General features: G+C 62.9%; 17 protein-coding genes. 5 read left to right on the forward strand and 12 right to left on the reverse strand.

The genetic code is table 11. From position 1 onward, the window contains the following. Positions 1–18: 18 nt before the first annotated feature. The gene (locus tag IAG41_RS01000; RefSeq protein WP_187726729.1) at positions 19–1,215 is read left to right on the forward strand and encodes a hypothetical protein; all 1,197 of its coding nucleotides are present in this window, start codon (positions 19–21) and stop codon (positions 1,213–1,215) included. 584 nt (positions 1,216–1,799) lie between these two features. Then, on the forward strand, positions 1,800–4,202 hold the full coding sequence (locus IAG41_RS01005) for a tail fiber domain-containing protein (protein ID WP_187726730.1): 2,403 nt from the start codon (positions 1,800–1,802) through the stop codon (positions 4,200–4,202). A 223-nt stretch (positions 4,203–4,425) separates the two neighbouring features. On the opposite strand, the gene IAG41_RS01010 is transcribed toward IAG41_RS01005, so the two are convergent. The 11 genes from IAG41_RS01010 to IAG41_RS01060 form a co-directional block, all read right to left on the reverse strand. Then, the gene (locus IAG41_RS01010; protein ID WP_187726731.1) at positions 4,426–5,718 is read right to left on the reverse strand and encodes a nucleotidyltransferase family protein; all 1,293 of its coding nucleotides are present in this window, start codon (positions 5,716–5,718) and stop codon (positions 4,426–4,428) included. 378 nt (positions 5,719–6,096) lie between these two features. Then, complete coding sequence (locus IAG41_RS01015; RefSeq protein ID WP_187726732.1) at positions 6,097–7,143, reverse strand: radical SAM protein; 1,047 nt, start codon at positions 7,141–7,143, stop codon at positions 6,097–6,099. Positions 7,144–7,552: 409 nt separating this feature from the next. Beyond that, positions 7,553–8,563 carry an NAD-dependent epimerase/dehydratase family protein gene (locus IAG41_RS01020; protein WP_187726733.1) on the reverse strand — a complete coding sequence of 337 codons (1,011 nt, stop codon included), beginning with the start codon at positions 8,561–8,563 and terminating at the stop codon, positions 7,553–7,555. 37 nt (positions 8,564–8,600) lie between these two features. After that, entirely contained in the window at positions 8,601–9,356 is a 756-nt protein-coding gene (locus tag IAG41_RS01025; protein ID WP_187727809.1) for a HesA/MoeB/ThiF family protein, read from the reverse strand. Continuing rightward, positions 9,353–9,697 (reverse strand): hypothetical protein, encoded by a 345-nt coding sequence (locus IAG41_RS01030; protein ID WP_262408485.1) that lies wholly within the window; start codon positions 9,695–9,697, stop codon positions 9,353–9,355. Before IAG41_RS01030 ends, IAG41_RS01025 begins: the two co-directional genes overlap by 4 nt. Positions 9,698–9,717: 20 nt before the next feature. Beyond that, entirely contained in the window at positions 9,718–10,164 is a 447-nt protein-coding gene (dut, locus tag IAG41_RS01035) for a dUTP diphosphatase (RefSeq protein ID WP_187726735.1), read from the reverse strand. A 1-nt stretch (position 10,165) separates the two neighbouring features. Continuing rightward, positions 10,166–10,954, reverse strand: coding sequence for an alpha/beta hydrolase family protein (locus IAG41_RS01040; protein ID WP_262408414.1), 789 nt, complete (start codon positions 10,952–10,954; stop codon positions 10,166–10,168). Then, a complete protein-coding gene (coaBC, locus tag IAG41_RS01045) occupies positions 10,944–12,113 on the reverse strand; it encodes a bifunctional phosphopantothenoylcysteine decarboxylase/phosphopantothenate--cysteine ligase CoaBC (protein WP_187726736.1) in 1,170 nt (389 codons plus the stop codon). The genes IAG41_RS01040 and coaBC overlap by 11 nt, the downstream gene beginning before the upstream one ends. Continuing rightward, on the reverse strand, positions 12,110–13,228 hold the full coding sequence (locus IAG41_RS01050; protein WP_187726737.1) for a hypothetical protein: 1,119 nt from the start codon (positions 13,226–13,228) through the stop codon (positions 12,110–12,112). Before IAG41_RS01050 ends, coaBC begins: the two co-directional genes overlap by 4 nt. Then, positions 13,225–14,757 (reverse strand): 2-polyprenylphenol 6-hydroxylase, encoded by a 1,533-nt coding sequence (ubiB, locus tag IAG41_RS01055; RefSeq protein WP_187726738.1) that lies wholly within the window; start codon positions 14,755–14,757, stop codon positions 13,225–13,227. Before ubiB ends, IAG41_RS01050 begins: the two co-directional genes overlap by 4 nt. Before the next feature lie 7 nt (positions 14,758–14,764). After that, the gene (locus IAG41_RS01060) at positions 14,765–15,496 is read right to left on the reverse strand and encodes a class I SAM-dependent methyltransferase (RefSeq protein WP_187726739.1); all 732 of its coding nucleotides are present in this window, start codon (positions 15,494–15,496) and stop codon (positions 14,765–14,767) included. Positions 15,497–15,541: 45 nt separating this feature from the next. Here IAG41_RS01060 and mutM point away from each other — a divergent pair, with 45 nt between their 5' ends. The 3 genes from mutM to dnaA all read left to right on the forward strand — a co-directional run bounded on the left by mutM (position 15,542) and on the right by dnaA (position 18,504). Next, a complete protein-coding gene (gene mutM, locus IAG41_RS01065; RefSeq protein ID WP_187726740.1) occupies positions 15,542–16,351 on the forward strand; it encodes a bifunctional DNA-formamidopyrimidine glycosylase/DNA-(apurinic or apyrimidinic site) lyase in 810 nt (269 codons plus the stop codon). A 98-nt stretch (positions 16,352–16,449) separates the two neighbouring features. Beyond that, the gene (gene rpsT, locus IAG41_RS01070) at positions 16,450–16,713 is read left to right on the forward strand and encodes a 30S ribosomal protein S20 (protein ID WP_187726741.1); all 264 of its coding nucleotides are present in this window, start codon (positions 16,450–16,452) and stop codon (positions 16,711–16,713) included. A gap of 456 nt (positions 16,714–17,169) precedes the next feature. After that, positions 17,170–18,504 (forward strand): chromosomal replication initiator protein DnaA, encoded by a 1,335-nt coding sequence (gene dnaA, locus IAG41_RS01075; protein ID WP_222950451.1) that lies wholly within the window; start codon positions 17,170–17,172, stop codon positions 18,502–18,504. Positions 18,505–18,607: 103 nt separating this feature from the next. On the opposite strand, the gene IAG41_RS01080 is transcribed toward dnaA, so the two are convergent. Further along, on the reverse strand, positions 18,608–19,429 hold the full coding sequence (locus IAG41_RS01080) for a ThuA domain-containing protein (protein WP_187726743.1): 822 nt from the start codon (positions 19,427–19,429) through the stop codon (positions 18,608–18,610). Positions 19,430–19,436 lie beyond the last annotated feature (7 nt).

A 19,436-nucleotide genomic window follows, 5' to 3' on the forward strand; every position in this document is an offset into this window, starting at 1 on the left:
ACGCGGTTGAGTATGTGGGTGCATCGTTCGCCCATCGAATGGGGCGTGCGAATCGTGCTTGTCGCGATCGTTGCGGTGCTGGGCTATTATTGCGTGACCTTCTCGCTTGCCCAGGTACTGGCAAAGGCGAACCCGGCGCTGGCGCACCGGCTAGCGCCCTATGACGGCCGTATCACGGCCGCCTATGCCGCCACCTTCGCCGGTCCTGAAGCGAGCGCGGTCGATCGAGCGCGCGCAGACCAGCTCGCGCGGCTCGCGCTCCGCCAGGATCCGACGGCGGTGATCGCGGTCTCGTCGCTGGGCCTGAACACGCAGGTCCGCGGCAACACCGCGAGCGCGCGGCGCCTCTTTGCCTATGCGCAGAAGCTTTCGCGCCGCGACCTCCGTACGCAGCTCTGGTCTGTCGAAGATTCGGTCGCGCAAGGTGACATTCCCGCGGCGCTCAGATGGTACGACGTCACGCTACGGACGAGCCCGGAAATGGGGGAACTGCTGTTTCCCGTCCTGGCTTCGGCCAGCGAGGACCCGGCGATCCGCACCGAGCTGATCCGTACGCTTGCCCGCAAGCCGCAATGGGGCGAACATTTTCTCAACTTCGTCCCCGGAAACGCGCCCGACCCGCGCACGACGGCAGCCTTTTTCCTGAGCTTGCACCGGGCGGGCGTCGCCGTGCCGGAAAGGTCGCGCGCAAGCACGGTCGATGCGCTGGTCGCCAAGGGCTACTATGACGAAGCCTGGGCCTACTACGCATCGATACGGCCGGGAACCGATCGCCAGCGATCGCGCGATCCCCGCTTCACTGCAAGCTTGGCGGTGCCGACATTGCTCGATTGGGTAGCGATGGATGACGGAGGCGTCACCGCCTCCATTCAGGATGGCATGTTCGATTTCGCGGCACCCTCCGGCGTCGGGGGCACGATGCTGCGTCAGGCCCAATTGTTGGCGCCCGGCACCTATCGTCTAAGCGGACACAGCGACGGCATCGATCAGACGCAAGCTGCGCGGCCCTATTGGGCCCTGACATGTAAGGACCAACAGCCGCTGGCGCGGTTCGCGCTGCCGAATTCGAGCGAGGCCGGCGGTAATTTCTCGACAACGTTCAACGTACCTTCGGGCTGCCCGTTGCAGACATTAACGCTTGTAGCACAACCCTCCGACGCCGTATCCGGGCTGTCCGGTCGGATCGACCGCGTCGAGCTAGTGCGGGTGCGGTAATGGTGCTCGGCGAATTGGAGACGACGGGATGACGTATCGGCCTATTGTCATCGTCGGATGCCTGGTGGCAGCTGTGCCCGGGTTCGCGCGGCCGGCTTCGGTTCCGCAGTCTCAGACTGGTCCATCACAACCTGGGCGTGTAGCGGAATCAACGGTTGGCGAGGTCGGACAGCGGCAGACCAGCTATGAGACTGAGGGCATCGCGCCGATGGCGCGCATCTCGAGCCGAATCCAAAATCGCGTGCAGTCGCGGATCCGTAACCGCATCGATCGCGATTACGATCCTCAGGCGAACGCGACTTCACCCTTTGAGGCTGCCGCGGCGCAGACGCGCAAGACAGTTCGGCCGAAGTAACTCGACTGGCTTGAATCCTTGCGCATTCTAAAACGGTCGGGAACCGCGCTTCGGACTGAAATCGTGACCCACCGCTCAGGCTGGTTGATAGGTTCGCGAGGGCATCTTCGAGTACATCGCGCGAGGGCCTCTAGCTCCTCCGTCTTTCGGCACGTTCGGCCGTCTTTTCATGCCGGGTTTCTCTGGAGCAAGTTAGAACGTTAGGTTCAAGCACCTGATGGAGACTCCATTGTCCAACCCCTTCCAGGCAACCCGCCGAACCCTGCTGGCTGCCCTTTCCGGAGCGCCAGTCGCCAACATGGCGCTGTCCTTGGGTGTGGAGAAGAGAACGGCAAACCTGCTTTCGCTGCCGCAGGCGCGGGCTCAAGGTCCTGACGGCACGATCTATCCGGGCGCGCGACTCTACGCCTACGTCACGGGAAGCTCAGAGCCTGCCCCAATCTATCGAGATGCTGCTTTGGCCACGGCGCATGACAACCCGGTCCGAGCGGATGCCGAGGGTATCCTCCCTCCGGTGTTCCTGGATCCGGCCATTATCTATCGCTTCGTGGCCAAGACGAGCGCCGGTGTCGCAATACCGGGGATGGACCTGGATCCGGTATCGGTTTCCGCATCGGGTGAAACGTCCTTCTCACAGGTCAGCGATAGCGCCGTCGCGCGCACAATCGGCGCGAAATTGCAGGACGTCTCGTCGGTTAGGGATTACGGCGCAGTCGGCGATGGCCGCACCCAGGACAAGGCCGCCTTCACGAATGCAGCTGCCGCGCTGACGGATGGAGGGGCTTTGGAAGTCACCGCCGGAGTCCATCTTATAGGCGCACAACCATTTGGGCCCGCTCGCGGTAATGTCCACGCCTTTGACCATGCGGTGGTCGGGGACGAAAACATCGTCGCAAACAGTGAGTTCACGGGCAGTCGCTCCACCGGCTGGGAACTCTCCAATTTCGTATCGAAAAATCCCGGCATTTCACATGCTGAAGGGAGCATCGCGAGCGCTAAATGTCTCGTCGCTGTCCACGCGTACACTACCTATTTGATATCCGTAACATTGAATACCACCACGGCAGGAGGGATCTCTTTCTTCCTTAAAGACAAACCGGTCTTCACTGCCGGTGATAGCAGCGTCGTATCCGTGGGACCCAACACCTATCAGTTCGCCATGTTCTCCTATACGACGGATGGAACAGTCCCTTTCGAACTTCGCTCAGATACCAAATGGGCCGGATCGATCGGCAGTATTCTCGTCATAAAGATCCAGCGCGAGGCACCTTACGACTTCTTCGGCATTTCTGCGGACAAGAAAGACTTCGATTCCATTTTCGGAATAAAGTTCGGGAGGTTCATGTCAGGGAACATCGCTATCGGCGACCGACTGACCAGTGCCCTACTCTCCAATGAAGCGGCCTGGAACGTGGCGCTCGGTTCGCGCGCGCTTTCCACAAATATAGACGGCCAAGAAAATACTGCGATTGGCACTTTCGCGCTCGAATATAATCAATCGGATCGCAACACCGCTGGCGGCTATTCTGCATTTCGTTACAATACTAAAGGTACTCAGAATACTGGCTGGGGGTATAAGACTTTCGGGCGAAACTCTGTTGGAAGCAACAATACGGGGGTTGGTTTCTGGGCGAGCATGTACAACCAAACGGGGAGCGATAATTCGTCCTTCGGTTCCCGTGCGGGTTATTATAATAGCCGCGGAAATTATAATTCCGCGTTTGGCTCGCAGGCTGGCCTGCAGAACGACGGCGGCACTGCAAACACATATCTAGGCGCCATTGCCGGGCCGTACACGCCGGGTCCGACCACGTTTTCCTACAGTTTTTCCACCTGTGTCGGTTCTGAAAGCAAGGGATACGGCAATAATACCACTGCTGTCGGCTGTCAGGCGCGCTGCGGTTCCGATCCCAATAGCGGTGGAACCGCTATAACCACCGCCGCGACTGCGGTTGGCTTCAGGGCCCTTGCCGCTGAGGAACACTCCGTCGCGTTGGGTGGAGACGCTTCCGCCAATGAAATCCGCAGTACGGCACTAGGTGGCAATGCCAAGGCAACCGGACCAGCCGGGAGCGCGGTCGGTTTCGGCGCGATTGCTTCTGCGAATTCCACTACGGTCGGCTCAGAAGCAGGGGTAAACCTAATCGGCGCCAACAATGTCAGTATTGGCAGCGGAGCCAACAATTTCAAAAGCGCCACCAAATATACCAATGTTACCGCAATCGGATATGGTGCCGCGTGTACGGCGGATGATCAAATTGTGCTGGGGAATACCAGCGTTAAATCGATACGGGCTGCGGTAACGGCAATTACGGCCCTTTCCGATCGAAGAGATAAGAGCAATGTCGATTATATCGATGGCAAGTTCGCTGCCGAATTTGTCAAATCGCTCGCTCCGGCTCGCTGGGAATGGGATCTGCGTACGCCCGTGAAGCGAGAGGGCGGTGATATCGGGTTTATCGCCCAGGACTTGCTTGAGGCCCAGGCCACACACAATGCCGAATGGCTGGAATTAGTGAACGACAGCAATCCGGATCGTCTCGAAGCCACACCTGGCAAGTTGCTTCCGATCCTGGTCGCAGCGTTGAAAAGTGCGCTGGAGAGGATCGAAGTGTTGGAGGGTCGGCAATAACTCTTCGAGTTGTCGCTGAACGCCGCACAACTGGTGCTGACCCGCTAGCCCTGGGCGGGCTAACTGAACCAGAGGGCCTATGGTGCGTGCGATAGCCACTGCTTCGAACTCGCAGGGTCACAGCCTTTTACTTCTGCACCACTCCGCAGTAGTGGCGTGAGTGGCCTGGCGGTAGCCCATGTTTCCGTCGCGTAACCCCCGTCTATTGCATATCAACGTTAGACTACGATCCGGCATCGTCCCGCAAGGTTTCGACACTTGCTTCCTGCGGCGCCCTGAATTTGGATTGTAGTAAAGCGATCTGGCGATTGATCCTCAGCAGTGCTCGCCTCGAGATTTCGGCGAGGCTCATATGATCCTGGAACCGCAGATCATCGAAGAACTGTCTTGCGCGGGGAAAAATACCATCTGCCCACATGAATTTTTCGGCCCACGACCATCGACCGACACGATGCGCCGAGGCGGCGCTGTGAACATCAATCAGGTTTCGTACGCCGGGGGGAGCCGCATTTCGGGCCCGCTGTAGGATTGGCTCCGGGATAATGCCGGGCGACAGGCGTTGCGCGCAAAGCATCGCAGGATACATAAAAGTCCAAAGGCGTGTTCGATCGCATAGAGCAGTGAAGGCGGGCCAATTGAACTCCGCAACGTCCTCATCTCGTTTGATTACTAAGCAGATTTCGTATTGGCGTTGCAGCGTCAGGCTATCGAAATAGGAACTCGCGTGTACCAGAAGGTGCGCGAGCAGAAGCGGCGGCGAAAAAACAACAGCAGTTGCTGAGACCTTCCACGGTTCGAGCGACGTCGTGGCAACGAGCAAGTCGAGATCGGCCATAAGTGCCCCGCCGGCGAACTTGCGCTTGGCGCGATCATGAAGGTCAATCGACCAGGGGTCGTCGCGATGAACATAAGTCAGCGTGACGGGGATGGCGGCAACGTCCGGCATTTTCCAGGTCCGCTGACCGAAGCCGCCAAGTTGCGGTTCATATCCTAGGTCAGCGAGAATTGCTTGGGCGTCGGCCAGTTTGCCCGGCGGAATCAGCAAATCGATGTCGGCCGAGATGCGCTGTCCCGGTTCGTCGAAATAAGTATGCGCGGTGCACATCCCCTTCATCACGATGGGGGTTACCCCTCCTCTGGACAGCATCTCGGCTGCCTCCCGCGCGCGTTCAGTCAACCGCGCCATTCGTACGCGATTATGCGCGAGGTGAATGCGGAGGACTTCCTCGTTCGATGGTGTGGTGACGAGCTTGCCCTGTTCGATCCACGAACCCAGCAGCGGACCCGTGCCAGAGGTATAGCAGGCGATACTGAGCGCCACCGGGTCGTCGATCAGCCTGCACTCGCTACGGCCGCCGGCAAGCACTTCCCGTAATACGCCTTCGATCGATGCCGCCGCTTCGGCCCAGCGCTGCTCAGGAACCTCGAACCAGAGCCACTCGGGCCGCCCGACCCGCTCCGCATCTCGAAACCGCCGCTCCACATCCAGAATGGGCAGCAAAGAGGGAGTGCTCATGCAGGGTCTCCTGTTGTCTTGGCGCGCCGTTCCGCAAACTGAAGGCGTTTCGAGGGAGGGGGACATGCAATCAGCGTGAGGACTCTCTCAGCAGCGCCTGCAACGCTGTCGATGTCGTCAAAGCTGCATCGCATCTTTCTCCTCCTGAAGGATGAGTGCCGGCGGCGGCGGCAAAGGTTCACCGCGCCACGAACCACTGTCGGAGCGTCGGTGCTTACACTGCTTTCAGATCGGAAATCGGCCGGAGGCAGGGCTTGGCTGCCAAGTTTGTGGCGCCGATGAACTACAGATCGTCAACGAGTGCGAGATGCACAATCATGGAGATCGGGTAGATCCCAGGACTTCGATAGCGTGCTGCACTCAAAGTCCCATGGCGGACTAGCTTTGAGAGATACGGTTGACGGAATATCGAAACAAGGCAAGTGGATGATTTATTGCCGCAGATATTGAATAACCGCAACTGCAGCCTGGGCAATCGAAGCGAAACATTTTTATTGCATCATCTCTATATTCTTTTGATCCAAGTATATCTGATAAACTTGTACTGTTAATATTTGCGACTGGATCGAACGAGTGACATCCTGTTCTAACATTTCCACCAGAATCAATCTTAATACTCGTGAATCCGAGCATGCAATGCTCGTAATCGAACGTTTTGGTAAAATAATATTTCCTGGCGTTTCGTATCAAGGCAATATTTCCAACTGACTTTTCCTCTAGTATCGAAAAAGCATGCTCCATCTCCGCGGGGTTGGGTATTAATTGTCTGACATTTCGCATTTCAGCCGCAGAGGAATTGAATTTTAGTTCTTCACCAATAATATTGAAGTCAAATTCAGCACCCAAACCCCGACAATAATCGATGAAATCCGCCAGGCTAGGAATCAATTTGTTAGTAATAGTTGCAACAATTCTCTTTTTCCGTGTTACTCTGCTTATAGCATCAACGGCTCTGTCAAAATACCCGGGAACACCGCGAATGTAATCATTAACATCCTTAAATCCATCTATCGAAATGGTGACGTGAGTAACGATGGAATTGTTGAGTTCATCAATATTCTTACCGAGAAGAAGTCCATTTGTTGCAAGAACTATTCTACTGAACCATTCTGGTCTGCAGGAATCCAATATATTCCAAAAGTCCTTTCTTATGAGGGGCTCCCCTCCAGCAAACCTTAGGCTGCGAATTCCAAGTTCATTGAACTCGCTAAGCAAGCGGGTCGCCCTTTCAAACGAGATGGATTGCGGATAATGATCTTTCCAATAGTCGCAGGTCATGCATCTAGAATTACAATTCTCGGTAAGCTGAACCTCTGCGAGCATCGGTCTAATGCGACTTGGGAGAAGTTTCTCTTTATGCAGTTGGGCCGCTGGCACGAGCGGAAATATCTTTAGTGCTAATTTGGCTTTGTCGGATAAATTCATACGAGGCTCCTCAACGGCAACCATGGGTGTAGCAATTTAAAAAACTCGCCCAAGACCTTGAGGTTAGCAATGGATTTAACGAGTACGATCTCCCGGCCACGCGCAAATACATAAAGCCGCGATCGCGGAAGTGTAAGCTGAATTAGCGCCACTACGGGCGCACCTGTTTGAATCTTCAGGCCTGAGAGCGGCCAGTTGCCACCATAGGATACGCCTCAGTCCCAATGACTGCGGTGCCAACGCTTCCAATCGTGTGACCTCCGCATGGCAACCCCCGATAACCCGCTGCCAGGACGGGTTCTAGAAGAAGGTGATCGCCTGAAGCTTCAGCCCATGGGCCGACCATTCGATAGTCATCTGTCCCCGCTCGTCGGAAGCCTAAGGGCTCCCACACGCGGCAGCGGGAATTTCAGTTTCGATAATGGTCCAGATACCATTCGATGAATTTCGGCACGCCTTCGCTTGGGGCGGTGTGCGGCTTGTAGCCGGTGAGGCGCTCGAGCAGCTCGGCCGAGGCGGCGGTGGCGGGCACATCGCCCTGCTGCATCGGCAGGAAGTTCTTGATCGCCTGTTTGCCCAAGGCTTTCTCAGCCGCGCCGATATAGTCCATCAGCGGTGTCGGGGTGCCAGCGCCGATATTGACGATACGAAAGGGGGCGACGGGCGAGAGGCTGTCGCCTTCGACCGGGGTATCGCCGGGCACCGCCCGGGTCAGCCGCACGATCGATTCGGCGAGGTCGTCGATATAGGTGAAATCGCGGACCATATTGCCGTTGTTGTAGACGTCGATCGGCTCCCCCGCGAGGATCGCCTTGGTGAACTTGAACAGCGCCATGTCGGGTCGGCCCCACGGACCGTAGACGGTGAAGAAGCGGAAAAAGGTCATCGGCGTCTTGAACAGGTGGCTGTAGCTATGCGCCATCAGCTCGGTCGCGCCCTTGGTGGCGGCATAGAGGCTCAAGGGAGTCGCGGTCCGCTGCATCTCGCCGAACGGCATGTCGGTGTTCGCGCCATAGACCGAGCTGGTCGAGGCGACGAGCAGGTGTTTGACCGGGTTATGCCGCGCCAGTTCGAGCAGGTTGAACGTGCCGATCACGTTGGCGCCGATATAGCTGGCCGGGGCATCAATGCTGTAGCGCACGCCCGCCTGGGCGGCGAGGTGGATCACCACGTCCGGCTTGAATGCACGCCAGGCCTCGCCGAACGCGTCCATGTCCTCGATCGACACGCGCTCGACCGAGAAATTGGCGTGGTTCGACAGAATGTCGTTGCGCGCTTCCTTGAGCGCCACGTCGTAATAGTTCGAGAAATTGTCGACGCCCATCACGGTGGCGCCCTGCTGGAGCAGCTTGCTCGAGGTGTGGAAACCGATGAATCCGGCCGAACCGGTAACGAGGACGCGAGGGCTGCTGTCAGTCATGGGTGCCCTACTGAAAGAAGGCCGGCGCCAAGTCCAGTCAGCTACAAGCCGTGCAGCCCGAATCTTTGGGCAAGGCGAGTGTGCGGAAACGCAGCGCCAGCGCATCGACCAGCAGCAGCTTGCCCGCACTGTCTTCGCCGAACGGCGCGCAGCAACGGATCGCCTCTAGTGCGGCGAGGCTGCCCATGACGCCGGTCAGTGCGCCGAGCACGCCCTGTTCGGCGCAGCTCACCTCCGCGCGCTCGGGATCATGGCCGACGAAGCAGCGGTAACAGGGCTTGTCCGCTTCCCAGCCGCGGAAGACGCCGAGCTGGCCCTCGAATTCGGCCACCGCGGCGGAGACGAGCGGGATGCGCAGCCTGTACGCAGCATCGGCGACGGCCAGCCGCGTGGCGAAATTGTCCGAGCCGTCGAGGATCACATCGGGACGCGCCGTGCCGAGCAACCTGTCGGCATTTGCCGCGCCGATGCGTTCCCGGATGCCGGTGAAGCGTACGCCCGGGTTGAGCCGGGCAACGGCCTTGGCCGCCGCCGCCACCTTGGGCGCGCCCACTTCGCCGCTGCCATACAGCGTCTGGCGCTGGAGATTGGAAAGCGCGACCTCGTCGTCGTCGATCGCGGTAATCTTTCCGACGCCCGCCGCCGCCAGATACTGGATCGCGGGCGAGCCGATGCCGCCGGCACCGATCAGCAGGACGTGGCTGGCCAGCAGCCGTGCCTGCCCGCCACCGCCGATCTCGCGCAGCACGATGTGGCGGGCATAGCGGTCGAGCTCCGCGTCGGAGAGCGTCATTTCCAGGTGAAGGTCAGGCTGGTCTTGTACCATTGCTCGCTCCCCGCGGTGCGAGGCAGGAGATTGTTGCGCGCGAAGCCGGCGACAAGGGCCGCGGCATATTGCTCGACCGTCGGGCACTGGATCGCGCGGGGCACGGTGACGCGGATGCCGTCATTCGCATCGACCAGGACCGCCACGTCGACCGTCATCGATTGTGTGCCGGCAGGCGTGACCGAACATTTGTGCGTCGCCACCTCGCGCTGGACGAAGGCCTGCATTTCCGCGGTCACGATCGGCGGCGCGCGATAGGGGAAGGGCGCCAGACCGTCCCAATCGATCGGTGCTGTCTGCACCGCCATCGCCAAGGCAAATCCCCCAATCATGTACCCGTCGATCCGAAGCCCCCGCTTCCGCGTGCTGTTTCACCGAGCGACCCGATCTCCTCGAGCTCCGCGCGCTGGACGGGCGCGGGCACGAGCTGTGCGATCCGATCTCCGCGCGTAACGGTAAAGGGCGCGTCACCAAGATTGGCCAAGATCACCTTCACTTCGCCGCGATAGTCGCTGTCGATCGTGCCGGGGGTGTTGAGGCAGGTGATGCCGTGCTTGAGCGCCAAGCCCGAGCGCGGCCGCACCTGGACTTCGAAGCCGTGCGGAATCGCCATGGCGAAGCCGGTGGCGACCGCATGGCGCGCGCCCGGCGCGAGCACCAGGTCCTCGGCCGCGACCACATCCATTCCGGCGGCGCCATCGGTGGCATAGGCGGGAAGCGGAAGGTCGGCGCCGTGGGGCAGGCGCTGAAGCGCGATACGAATGGGTGGGAACATCTCAGCTTTTCTTTGCGAGTTCTGCGGCCAGCCGGGTGGTCGCGGCGAGCACTTCGGGGTCGTCGAGCAGCGCATGTCCCTTGCCAGGTACGATGCGGTAATCGGTCGCGATGCCGCGCAGCGTCAGCGCTTCGGCATAGGCACGCGAGAAGGGGATCGGCGTCACCGCGTCGTCGGCACCGACCAGCACGGCGGCGCGGATCGTGGGAAGGACGCCGCCCGAGGTCTTCAGCGGATCGAGGCTGGTGACGGCGCTGCCCCAGGCTGGATCCTGCTTCTGCATCCGCGCGCGCCATTCGGGGAGGGTGCAGGGGCAGGAGACGAGGACGATGCCGTCGAGCAGGTTCGGCCGGGTGCCCGCCAGATTGGCCGCGATCGCAGCGCCGCCGGCATCGCCGACCAGGATGGTGCGGGCATTGGGATAGCGCGCGTGCAGGTTCACGATCGCGTCGCCCACCGCGGTGATGCGGTCGGCGGTGTAATTGTCGCCATGGCCGGTGCCGCGGTCGCCGGGCGAGCTATGGCCAGTCTGATCGGCATAGCCGGGTCGCAGTACCGCAACGGCCGCGCTCTCGGGCACCGCTTTCGCGACCGCCGCGGCGAAGGCGTAGTGGCTCGGCTGGTCGTCGGCATGCACGACGACGATCAGCGTCTTCACCGCCGGACCGGAGGCCGGACCGAACGTCTCGGTGTAGAGACCCGTCGGCACCGGCGCGAGCGCCGGGCTCTGCATGGTTGCAGTGGTGCATCCGGCCAGCAGCAGCGGCAACAAGACAAGGCTAGAGCGCATCGGCGATCCGATCCGCGAGGCGGCGCGCGACTTCGCTCTTGGGCAGGCGCTCCCAATGCTCGACGCCCTGGGCGGTGACCAGATGGACGGTATTGGCATCACCCCCCATTACATCGCCCGAAACATCGTTGGCGACAATCCAGTCGGCGCCCTTGCGAGCGCGCTTCGCGGTGGCGTGTTCGATCACCTGCTCGGTCTCGGCGGCGAAGCCGATCACCAGCTTGGGGCGATGCGGGCTTTTGGCGAGCAACGCGAGGATGTCGGGATTCTCGGAAAGCTGGAGGTTGGGCGGCGCTGCGCCCTTCTTGATCTTCTGCGGCGCGGCATCGGCACGCCAATCGCCGACTGCGGCGACCATCACCGCGGCATCGGCGGGGAGCGCGGAAGCGACGGCATTCGCCATCTCCTGCGCGGTCTCGACATCGACGCGGGTAACCCCGGCCGGGGTGGCGAGCGCGACGGGTCCGCTCACCAAAGTCACCTTAGCGCCGAGTCGGGCCAGTGCCTCGGCGATGGCGAAGCCCTGGCGGCCCGACGAGCGGTTGGCGATGTAGCGCACTGGGTCGATCGGCTCGTGCGTGGGACCGGCGGTGACGAGCACATGCTTGCCCTTCAGTCGTCCCCCGGTTTCCAACGCATTTTGGATAGCCGCGAGGATCGCATCGGGCTCGGGCAGGCGGCCCGGGCCATATTCACCGCACGCCATCGGGCCCTCGTCGGGCTCTAGCACGGTCACGCCGTCGGTGCGCAGCGTCGCGACGTTGCGGCGGGTGGCGGCATGCTGCCACATGCGGACGTTCATCGCCGGAGCAGCGAGGACAGGCTTGTCGGTCGCTAGCAACAGGGTGGTCGCGAGATCGTCGGCGATGCCGGCGGCCATCTTGGCCATTAGATCGGCGGTGGCGGGGGCGACCACGACCAGATCGGCCTCGCGGCTGAGCTGGATATGACCCATCTCGGTCTCGTCCTTCAGGTCCCACAAGGTGGTGTAGACCTGGCTCTCGGAAAGCGCGGCGAGGGTCATCGGCGTCACGAAATGCTGGCCGCCCTCGGTCAGCACGCATTTCACGCCGATGCCCGCCTTGCGGCACAGGCGGACCAGTTCGCAGGCCTTGTAGGCAGCAATGCCGCCGCCGACGATGAGCAGGATGCGTTTCATCGCGTCACCCTTGTAACCGTGATGCGCGGCCTGTCGAGATCGAGCGCGCGGACGAACAGGTCGCGCAGCGCATCGGGCACGAAGACCAGCCCCACCAGCGATACCGGCGCGATCATCAGCGCCCAGTAGAAGGTGTCGAGCCGCGCGAACACCCCGATCGCCACGGCATAGGCGGCCAGGAGCGCGAACATACGCAGGCCCAGCGGGTCGTTCCAGCTCGCCCAGCCGAACAGCAGCAGGCCGACCAGCAAAGCCGCCAGCCAGAGCGGCAGGATCTGAAGCGCGGTCGCGGTGGCGAGCGAGCTGACGAAGAAGCCGAAGCCGTTGAGGCCGAACCAGCCGGGCGACCTGGCGTCGAGCGGGCCGGTGACCCCGGCGACGGCATGGGCATGCAAGCCCAGCACCACGGCGAAGATCAGGATCGCCACGCCCCAGCCCAGCGCCTCGCGCCGCTGGCCCTCGAACCAGGCGAACAGCGCCATCACAACGACGTAAAGCAACGCCGTCTCACGGATCAGCATCGCAGCTAGCCCGATCGCGACCGCCTCGATCCAACGGCCAGGCCGGCGCAGCGCCAGCGAGAGCGCGACGAGCAGCCCAGCCCATATCTCGTGGAACGCGGAAAGCTCGGGCTGGAGAAAGGCGATCAGCGAGCCGAGCATCAGCAGCAGCACCGCGATGCGCGGCAGCATGCGGGGCAGGGCCATGCCCAGCCGTGCGCCCCAGGCGATGGCGGTGGCGAGTACCAGCGCGAACAGCATCGCCAGCGTCGCCCACAAAGGAAGCGCGGCCTGGATCACCGAAAGCGCCGGCAGGCGGAAGGTGAGGAAGGGCCGCAGCGGATAATGCCCCGCGCGCAGCGCGGTGGCGGCCGAGACATAGTAATTGTCGCCGCCCTTCATCCCGGCCGAGATGCGCTCGTACAGCGAAAGATCGGTCATCTCCTGCGCCGCTCCGCTGGCGGAGGCGCCGGTGGGGCTTTGCGGCACGCCGAGCGCGGTCAGGCACGCAGCGAGGATCAGGATCAGCGCGAGCAGCGCCAAACGGGCCTTGTTGCGGCCAAGGCCGGCGAAGCGGCTCGGCGCACCGGTCCAGAAGGTGCGACGCTGCGTCATGTCAGCAACAGGGTCGCCCCCACACCCACCACCGCCGCGATGATCGCTACCGCGGCGTAACGCCAGCCGCCGCCGACGCGGACGACCTGGATTTCCCTGAGCGGGGGTGAGGGCGGAGCGCCGCCTGGGGCGGGATAGCGCAGCTCGATGTTGCGGATCAGCTCGGGCAGCCGCATCAGCGTGCGGAAATCGGTGACCAGGCGATCGGCGACGGCCGCCTCCGGGCCCAGTTCGGTGCGGATCCATTCGCGCACGAATGGCGCCGAGGTCTCCCACAGGTTGATATCGGGATCGAGCGTGCGCGCGACGCCCTCGACCATCACCATCGTCTTCTGCAGCAGCAGCAGATGCGGCTGGGTCTGCATGTCGAAATCGCGGGTGATGTTGAACAGCCCGTCGAGCATCGCGCCGACCGACATGTCCTTTACCGGCAGCCCGCGCATCGGCTCGCCGACCGCGCGCAAGGCAGTGGCGAACTCGGCGACATTGTGGTGCGCGGGAACATAGCCCGCCTCGAAATGGATCTCGGCGACGCGCTTATAATTGCCGGTGATCAGGCCGTAGAGAATCTCGGCGAGCCAGACTCGGGCGCGCCGATCGATTCGCCCCATGATCCCGAAATCGATCGCGGCGATGCGGCCGTCGGGGAGCGCGAAAAGATTCCCCTGGTGCATGTCGGCGTGGAAGAAGCCCTCGGCGATCGCCTGGCGCAGGAACGCGCGGATCAGCTTGCCGGCAAGCGCGGTGGTGTCGTGCCCGGCAGCGACCAGCGCATCGACGTCCGAAAGCTTGATGCCGTCGACCCATTCGAGCGTCAGTACCTTGCCCGTGGTCCGCTGCCAGTCGATGCTCGGCACGACGAAATCGGGCTCGGCGGTCATCCCCTCGGCGAGTTCGGAGGCCGAGGCAGCTTCGCGGCGCAGATCGAGCTCGCGCGCAGTCCAGCGCTTGAAGGTCTCGATGATCAGCCGGGGCCGGAGCCGCGCGGCCTCGCCGCCCATGCCCTCGACCTGGGCGGCGGCCCATTCATAGGTATCGATCGCCTTGGCGAACTCGGCTTCGATGCCTGGCCGCAACACCTTCACCGCGACGCGCTTGCCCTCCGTGGTCACCGCGCGGTGGACCTGTGCGATCGAGGCGGCCCCGATCGGCTTTTCCTCGACTTCGGCAAACATCGCCTCGAGCGGCTTGCCATGGCTGGACTCGATCCGCTCGCGGATCACCGCGAAGGGGACGGGGGGCAACGCGTCCTGGAGACGGAGCAGGTCCCGTGCCGCCACTTCGCCGACCAGATCGGGGCGCGTGGCGAGCGTCTGGCCGAGCTTGATCGCGGCGGGGCCGATCGCCTGAAAGGCGTCGGCATAGCGCGGCACGGTGGGCACGCGCGCGCCGAAGCGGGCGATGCGCGCAAGGCGGCGCACCGGCTTCGGCGTATTGGGATCGCGCTCGATGCCCGTGAGGGCGCCGTGGCGCGCGAGGATGCGGCCCCATTTGAGCAGGCGGTAAAGATGGACGGGAGGCGCGGTCACCGGCGGCTCAGATCTTCCAGCCGCTATGGATCGCCACCAGCCCGCCGAGCAGCGGCTCGACCCTGGTCTGCACGAAACCGGCTTCGCCGATCATCCGCTCGAAGCTCGGCATGTCGGGGAAGCGGCGGATCGACTCGATCAGATAGCGGTAGCTTTCGGCATCCTGGGCGAGGAGCTGGCCGAGCTTGGGCACCATATGGTGCGAATAGGCGTCATAAACCTCGGCGAAGCCCGGCCACTGCGTGGTCGAGAATTCGAGCACGAAGAAGCGTCCGCCGCGCTTGAGCACGCGGTGGGCCTCGCGCAGCGCGCGGGGAATGTCGGTGACGTTCCGGATGCCGAACGCGATCGTATAGGCATCGAAGAACCTGTCGGGGAATTGCAGCGCCTCTGCATTGGCCTCGGTCCAGACCATCGAATCGATACCGCGCTGGGCGGCGCGCTCGACGCCGACCGCCAGCATCTCCGGATTGATGTCGGCCACGGTGACCGTCGCGCCCGAGGGCTCCATCCGGAAGGCGATATCGCCGGTGCCGCCGGCCATGTCGAGGATATGCTCGCCTGCGCGCGGCTTCACCTTGCGGACGAAATGGTCCTTCCACAGGCGATGCAGACCGCCGGACATGGCGTCGTTCATCAGGTCGTATTTGGAGGCGACGCTGGAGAAGACCTCGCCGACGCGGCGGGTCTTTTCCTCGGGGGCTACGTCCTGATAGCCGAAGGAAACGGTGTCGGGCATGACCGCGCTCTAGCGGGGCAGGGAAGGCGGGGCTAGGGGGTTGCCATGCCAGAGCTTCCCGAAGTCGAGACGACCGTGCGCGGGCTCGAACCCGTCCTTGAGGGCGCGGTGATCGAGCGGGTGACGCTCCGGCGCGGCGATCTGCGCCGGCCTTTCCCACAGGATCTCGGCCAGCGGCTGACCGGCGCGCGAGTGACGAGCCTGGGACGCCGCGCCAAATACGGTCTGATCGATACCGATCGCGGCGACACTTTGGTCTTCCATCTCGGCATGTCCGGCCGCTGGCGAATCGATCCCGAGGAGCTGGGCAAGCACGACCATTTCGTGATCGAGACGGCGAAGCACCGCCTCGCGCTCAACGACCCGCGGCGATTCGGCTCGCTCGATCTAGTGCCGACCGATTCGCTGGACGCTTGGCCCGCCTTCGCCGCGCTCGGTCCCGAGCCGCTCGGCCCCGATTTCACCGCCGCACATCTGAAGGCTGTCTTCGAGGACCGAATCGCGCCGGTAAAGGCGCTGCTGCTCGACCAGCGAGTCGTGGCGGGCCTCGGCAATATCTATGTCTGCGAGGCGCTGTACCTCGCGGGGATAGCGCCCACGCGCCCGGCGGGCACGATCACCAGGCCGCGGCTCGAAAAGCTTGTCACGGCGATTCGCGAAGTGCTGGCCGCCGCGATCGAGGCAGGGGGATCGACGCTCAGGGACTATGCCCGACCCTCGGGCGAACTCGGATATTTCGCCAAGCAATGGCGCGTCTATGGCCGCGAAGGCGAACCCTGCGCGTGCGGGGGCACGGTGGAGCGGCGGGTGGACAGCGGCCGATCGACCTTCTGGTGCCCGAAGTGCCAGCGCTGAAGGTTGACCCGACTCGCATCAGGCGGTAAGGGGCCCGTCTTTCCGGGCGTGGGCGGTGGTCCCGCGCCCTTCTACATTAGAGCTAGGAACGAGACGTAATGGCGAATACGCCGCAAGCGAAGAAGCGCATCCGTCGCAACGACCGCCGGGCCGAGATCAACGGTGCGCGCGTCAGCCGCATTCGCACCTTCGTGAAGAAGGCCGAGTCGGCGCTCGAAGCCGGCGACAAGGTCGCAGCGACCGCCGCACTGGCTGCGATGCAGCCGGAAATGGCGCGCGGCGTGGCTAAGGGCGTGCTCCACAAGAACACCGCCTCGCGCAAGTTTTCGCGCCTGACAAAGCGTCTCGCAACTCTCGCATAATCGTCACTTTTCCGTAACGATTGCCCCGTCGGTACACTCCGGCGGGGTTTTTCGCGTGCGCGAAACGTTCTCGAACAAAGACACCTTCGCGAATCCTGCAACACGCGGAAACTCAACGAGTCGCGTCGATTCGATCCGCTTTGGGACGTTAAGCGATTGATTTCTAAGGGGTGAAATCCGCAAATGGCGGAATTCCGGGGGTTGTGGCGTGTCAACTAAACTATTTCAGAATCTTTACATGCCGAGGACTTGATCGACTCGGATTTCGGTTCCTAAAACAACTCCCCCGGCCACGTTCGTTTGCCGGGTTTAGCGAAGCTCGATCGCCAGCCCGGGGGCAATGTCCGGCTGCATGGAGCCTCAGGTCGGAACGAATGAGCGCGCGGGAGGAATGCGCTTCCCGCGAGGGAGGGGTGCGTCGTTGTGACTCAAGCAAAAGCCTTGGAGCGGGATGATATGGAGGCAGTCACAAAGGCATGGACGCATGTGCGGGGCAATCTGCGCCGCTCTGCGGGCCAGCGCCTGTTCGATCAGTGGCTGAAGCCTGTCGTCCTCATCGAGGAAAGCGATACGAGCGCCGTCCGCCTGGGCCTGCCGTCTGCGTTCATGACGCAGTGGGTGAAGAATCACTATGCCGAGCGCCTGCTGCTCGAGTTCCGTGCCGTGCTGCCCGCCGTCCGCACCGTTTCGATCGAGACGCTGACCGAGGCACCGGCGGTGCTCAGGGTCGATCCGCCCCCGATCGCGAATCACGCCGCGCCCGCCGAGCGTCCCAGTTTCGATCCGCGCTTCACCTTCGATCGATTCGTCGTTGATGCGAGCAACCGAGTCGCGTTCAACGCGGCGATGACGGTCGCCGAGCCGGGCAGCCCGCGCTTCAACCCGCTCTACCTCCATGCGGGCACCGGGCAGGGCAAGACGCACCTGATGCACGCGATTGGCCACGCGTTCCTTGAGGCGAATCCAGAAGCCACCGCGATCTATTCGACCGGCGAGCGCTTCATGTTCGAGTTCGTCCAAGCGCTGCGCAACAAGGATACCCACGCGTTCAAGACGCGGCTGCGCTCGGTCGATCTGCTGATGATCGACGATCTGCAGTTCATCGGCGGCAAGGACGCGACGCAGGAAGAGTTCTTCCACACGGTCAACGAGTTCATGGGTGCCGGTAAGCGGCTGGTGATCGCCGCCGATCGCGCTCCCCAGGCGCTCGAGGGCTTCGAGACTCGCCTGGCCGGGCGCCTCGCTTCGGGGCTGGTGGCGGACATCAAGCCTGCCGAGCTCGAGCTTCGCCGCGCGATCATCGTGCGCAAGCTCGACGACATGCCGGCGGTCGCGATGCCCGACGAAGTCGCGGACCTGCTGGCGGCGCGAATCACCTCGAACGTCCGGGAGCTCGAAGGCGCGCTCAATCGCCTGCTCGCTTATGCCAATCTCTCGAACGAGACGATCACGATCGACTTCGCGACCACCGTGCTGGGCGAAGTGCTGCGCAACAGCCAGCGCCGCATCACGATCGACGAGATCCAGCGCGCGGTCTCGACCCATTTCGAGGTCAAGCAGATCGACCTGATCTCGGAGCGCCGCGCGGTGGCGATCGCGCGGCCGCGTCAGATCGCGATGTACCTCGCCAAGCGCCTGACCACGCGCTCGCTGCCCGAGATCGGCCGCAAGTTCGGCAATCGCGACCATTCGACCGTGATCCACGCGGTCAAGCGGATCGAGGATCTGCGCGGCAAGGACAGCGAGATCGACGGCGCGGTGCGCACGTTGATGCGGACGCTGGAGGGCTGACAAGGTAATTCCTCACCCCAAGAGGTGAGGGGCGGGGTGGAGGAGACGAGAGCGGGGGCAACGCTTTCAGGTCACGCCTCCACCCCGACCAGCCGACAGACGATCAACCGCAGCCGCGGCCTTCCTTCCGCGCCGCCCAGGCGATGGCGCCATCGATCAGCTTCAGATGCTGCGGGTCTGAATAGGCCTGAGGCTTGTGGCCCAGCGCTGAGTAGAAGATGCGCGCGCGGCCTTCGCAGCGCCACCAGATCAGCGCGTGCTTGTCCCCCATGGTGTGGCGGGGCTCGAGCCGCATGCCGGTCTCGTCGAGTCGCGCGAGGACGTGCGTGTCGGCGCGCAGGGGTTCGGAATAGGCGTAATATTCTTCGGTCCAGCGCCAGCGCGGGGGTAGCTTGCGCGTGGCGGGGTGGGTGCGGTCGAGCACGATAATGTCGCTGGTCTGGAACTGGTCGGCACCGCCGGGGTGGCCGGTATAGCCTCCATAGCCGAGCAGGTGCTGGTACCAGTCGGGATGGCTGCCGTCGCCCGCGCCGTGCAGCCCGACGAACCCGCGGCCGCTGGCGATATAGTCCTGAAAGGCGTCGCGCTGCGCCGGCGTGAACGGGTCCCCGGTCGCGCTGGCGAAGACGATCAGATCGAAGCGGGCGAGCTGCTGCGGGTTGAACACCGCGGCATTCTCGGTCGCGAAGACGCTCCAGCTCCGCTTGCGCGCCAGCGTCGAGACCGCCTTCACCGCGTCGGGGATGCTGTCGTGTCGATAGCTGTTGGTCTTGCTGAAGATCAGCACCGCCGGATGGCGCAGCTTGGGCAGCGCGGGCGCGACGCTGTCGAAGGTCGGCTGGGGACGGCGCGGATCCGGCGCGTTTTGCGCAGTTGCGGTCGTGGCGAGCGCAACCAGCGCCGCGCCGAGCTTCCATCCCATCATGCTTCCC

It is taken from the genome of Sphingomonas sp. JC676, from assembly GCF_014489075.1.
In the GTDB taxonomy this organism is placed as follows: domain Bacteria; phylum Pseudomonadota; class Alphaproteobacteria; order Sphingomonadales; family Sphingomonadaceae; genus Sphingomonas.

Coding starts and splice junctions, on each gene's coding strand:
- dnaA (WP_222950451.1), top strand. CDS start 17,170: ATGGAGGCAGTCACAAAGGCATGGACGCATGTGCGGGGCAATCTGCGC.
- IAG41_RS01060 (WP_187726739.1), bottom strand. CDS start 15,496: ATGCCCGACACCGTTTCCTTCGGCTATCAGGACGTAGCCCCCGAGGAA.
- IAG41_RS01025 (WP_187727809.1), bottom strand. CDS start 9,356: ATGACGCTCTCCGACGCGGAGCTCGACCGCTATGCCCGCCACATCGTG.
- mutM (WP_187726740.1), top strand. CDS start 15,542: ATGCCAGAGCTTCCCGAAGTCGAGACGACCGTGCGCGGGCTCGAACCC.
- IAG41_RS01040 (WP_262408414.1), bottom strand. CDS start 10,954: ATGCGCTCTAGCCTTGTCTTGTTGCCGCTGCTGCTGGCCGGATGCACC.
- IAG41_RS01030 (WP_262408485.1), bottom strand. CDS start 9,697: ATGGCGGTGCAGACAGCACCGATCGATTGGGACGGTCTGGCGCCCTTC.
- dut (WP_187726735.1), bottom strand. CDS start 10,164: ATGTTCCCACCCATTCGTATCGCGCTTCAGCGCCTGCCCCACGGCGCC.
- IAG41_RS01015 (WP_187726732.1), bottom strand. CDS start 7,143: ATGAATTTATCCGACAAAGCCAAATTAGCACTAAAGATATTTCCGCTC.
- IAG41_RS01010 (WP_187726731.1), bottom strand. CDS start 5,718: ATGAGCACTCCCTCTTTGCTGCCCATTCTGGATGTGGAGCGGCGGTTT.
- coaBC (WP_187726736.1), bottom strand. CDS start 12,113: ATGAAACGCATCCTGCTCATCGTCGGCGGCGGCATTGCTGCCTACAAG.
- IAG41_RS01020 (WP_187726733.1), bottom strand. CDS start 8,563: ATGACTGACAGCAGCCCTCGCGTCCTCGTTACCGGTTCGGCCGGATTC.
- IAG41_RS01080 (WP_187726743.1), bottom strand. CDS start 19,429: ATGATGGGATGGAAGCTCGGCGCGGCGCTGGTTGCGCTCGCCACGACC.
- rpsT (WP_187726741.1), top strand. CDS start 16,450: ATGGCGAATACGCCGCAAGCGAAGAAGCGCATCCGTCGCAACGACCGC.
- IAG41_RS01050 (WP_187726737.1), bottom strand. CDS start 13,228: ATGACGCAGCGTCGCACCTTCTGGACCGGTGCGCCGAGCCGCTTCGCC.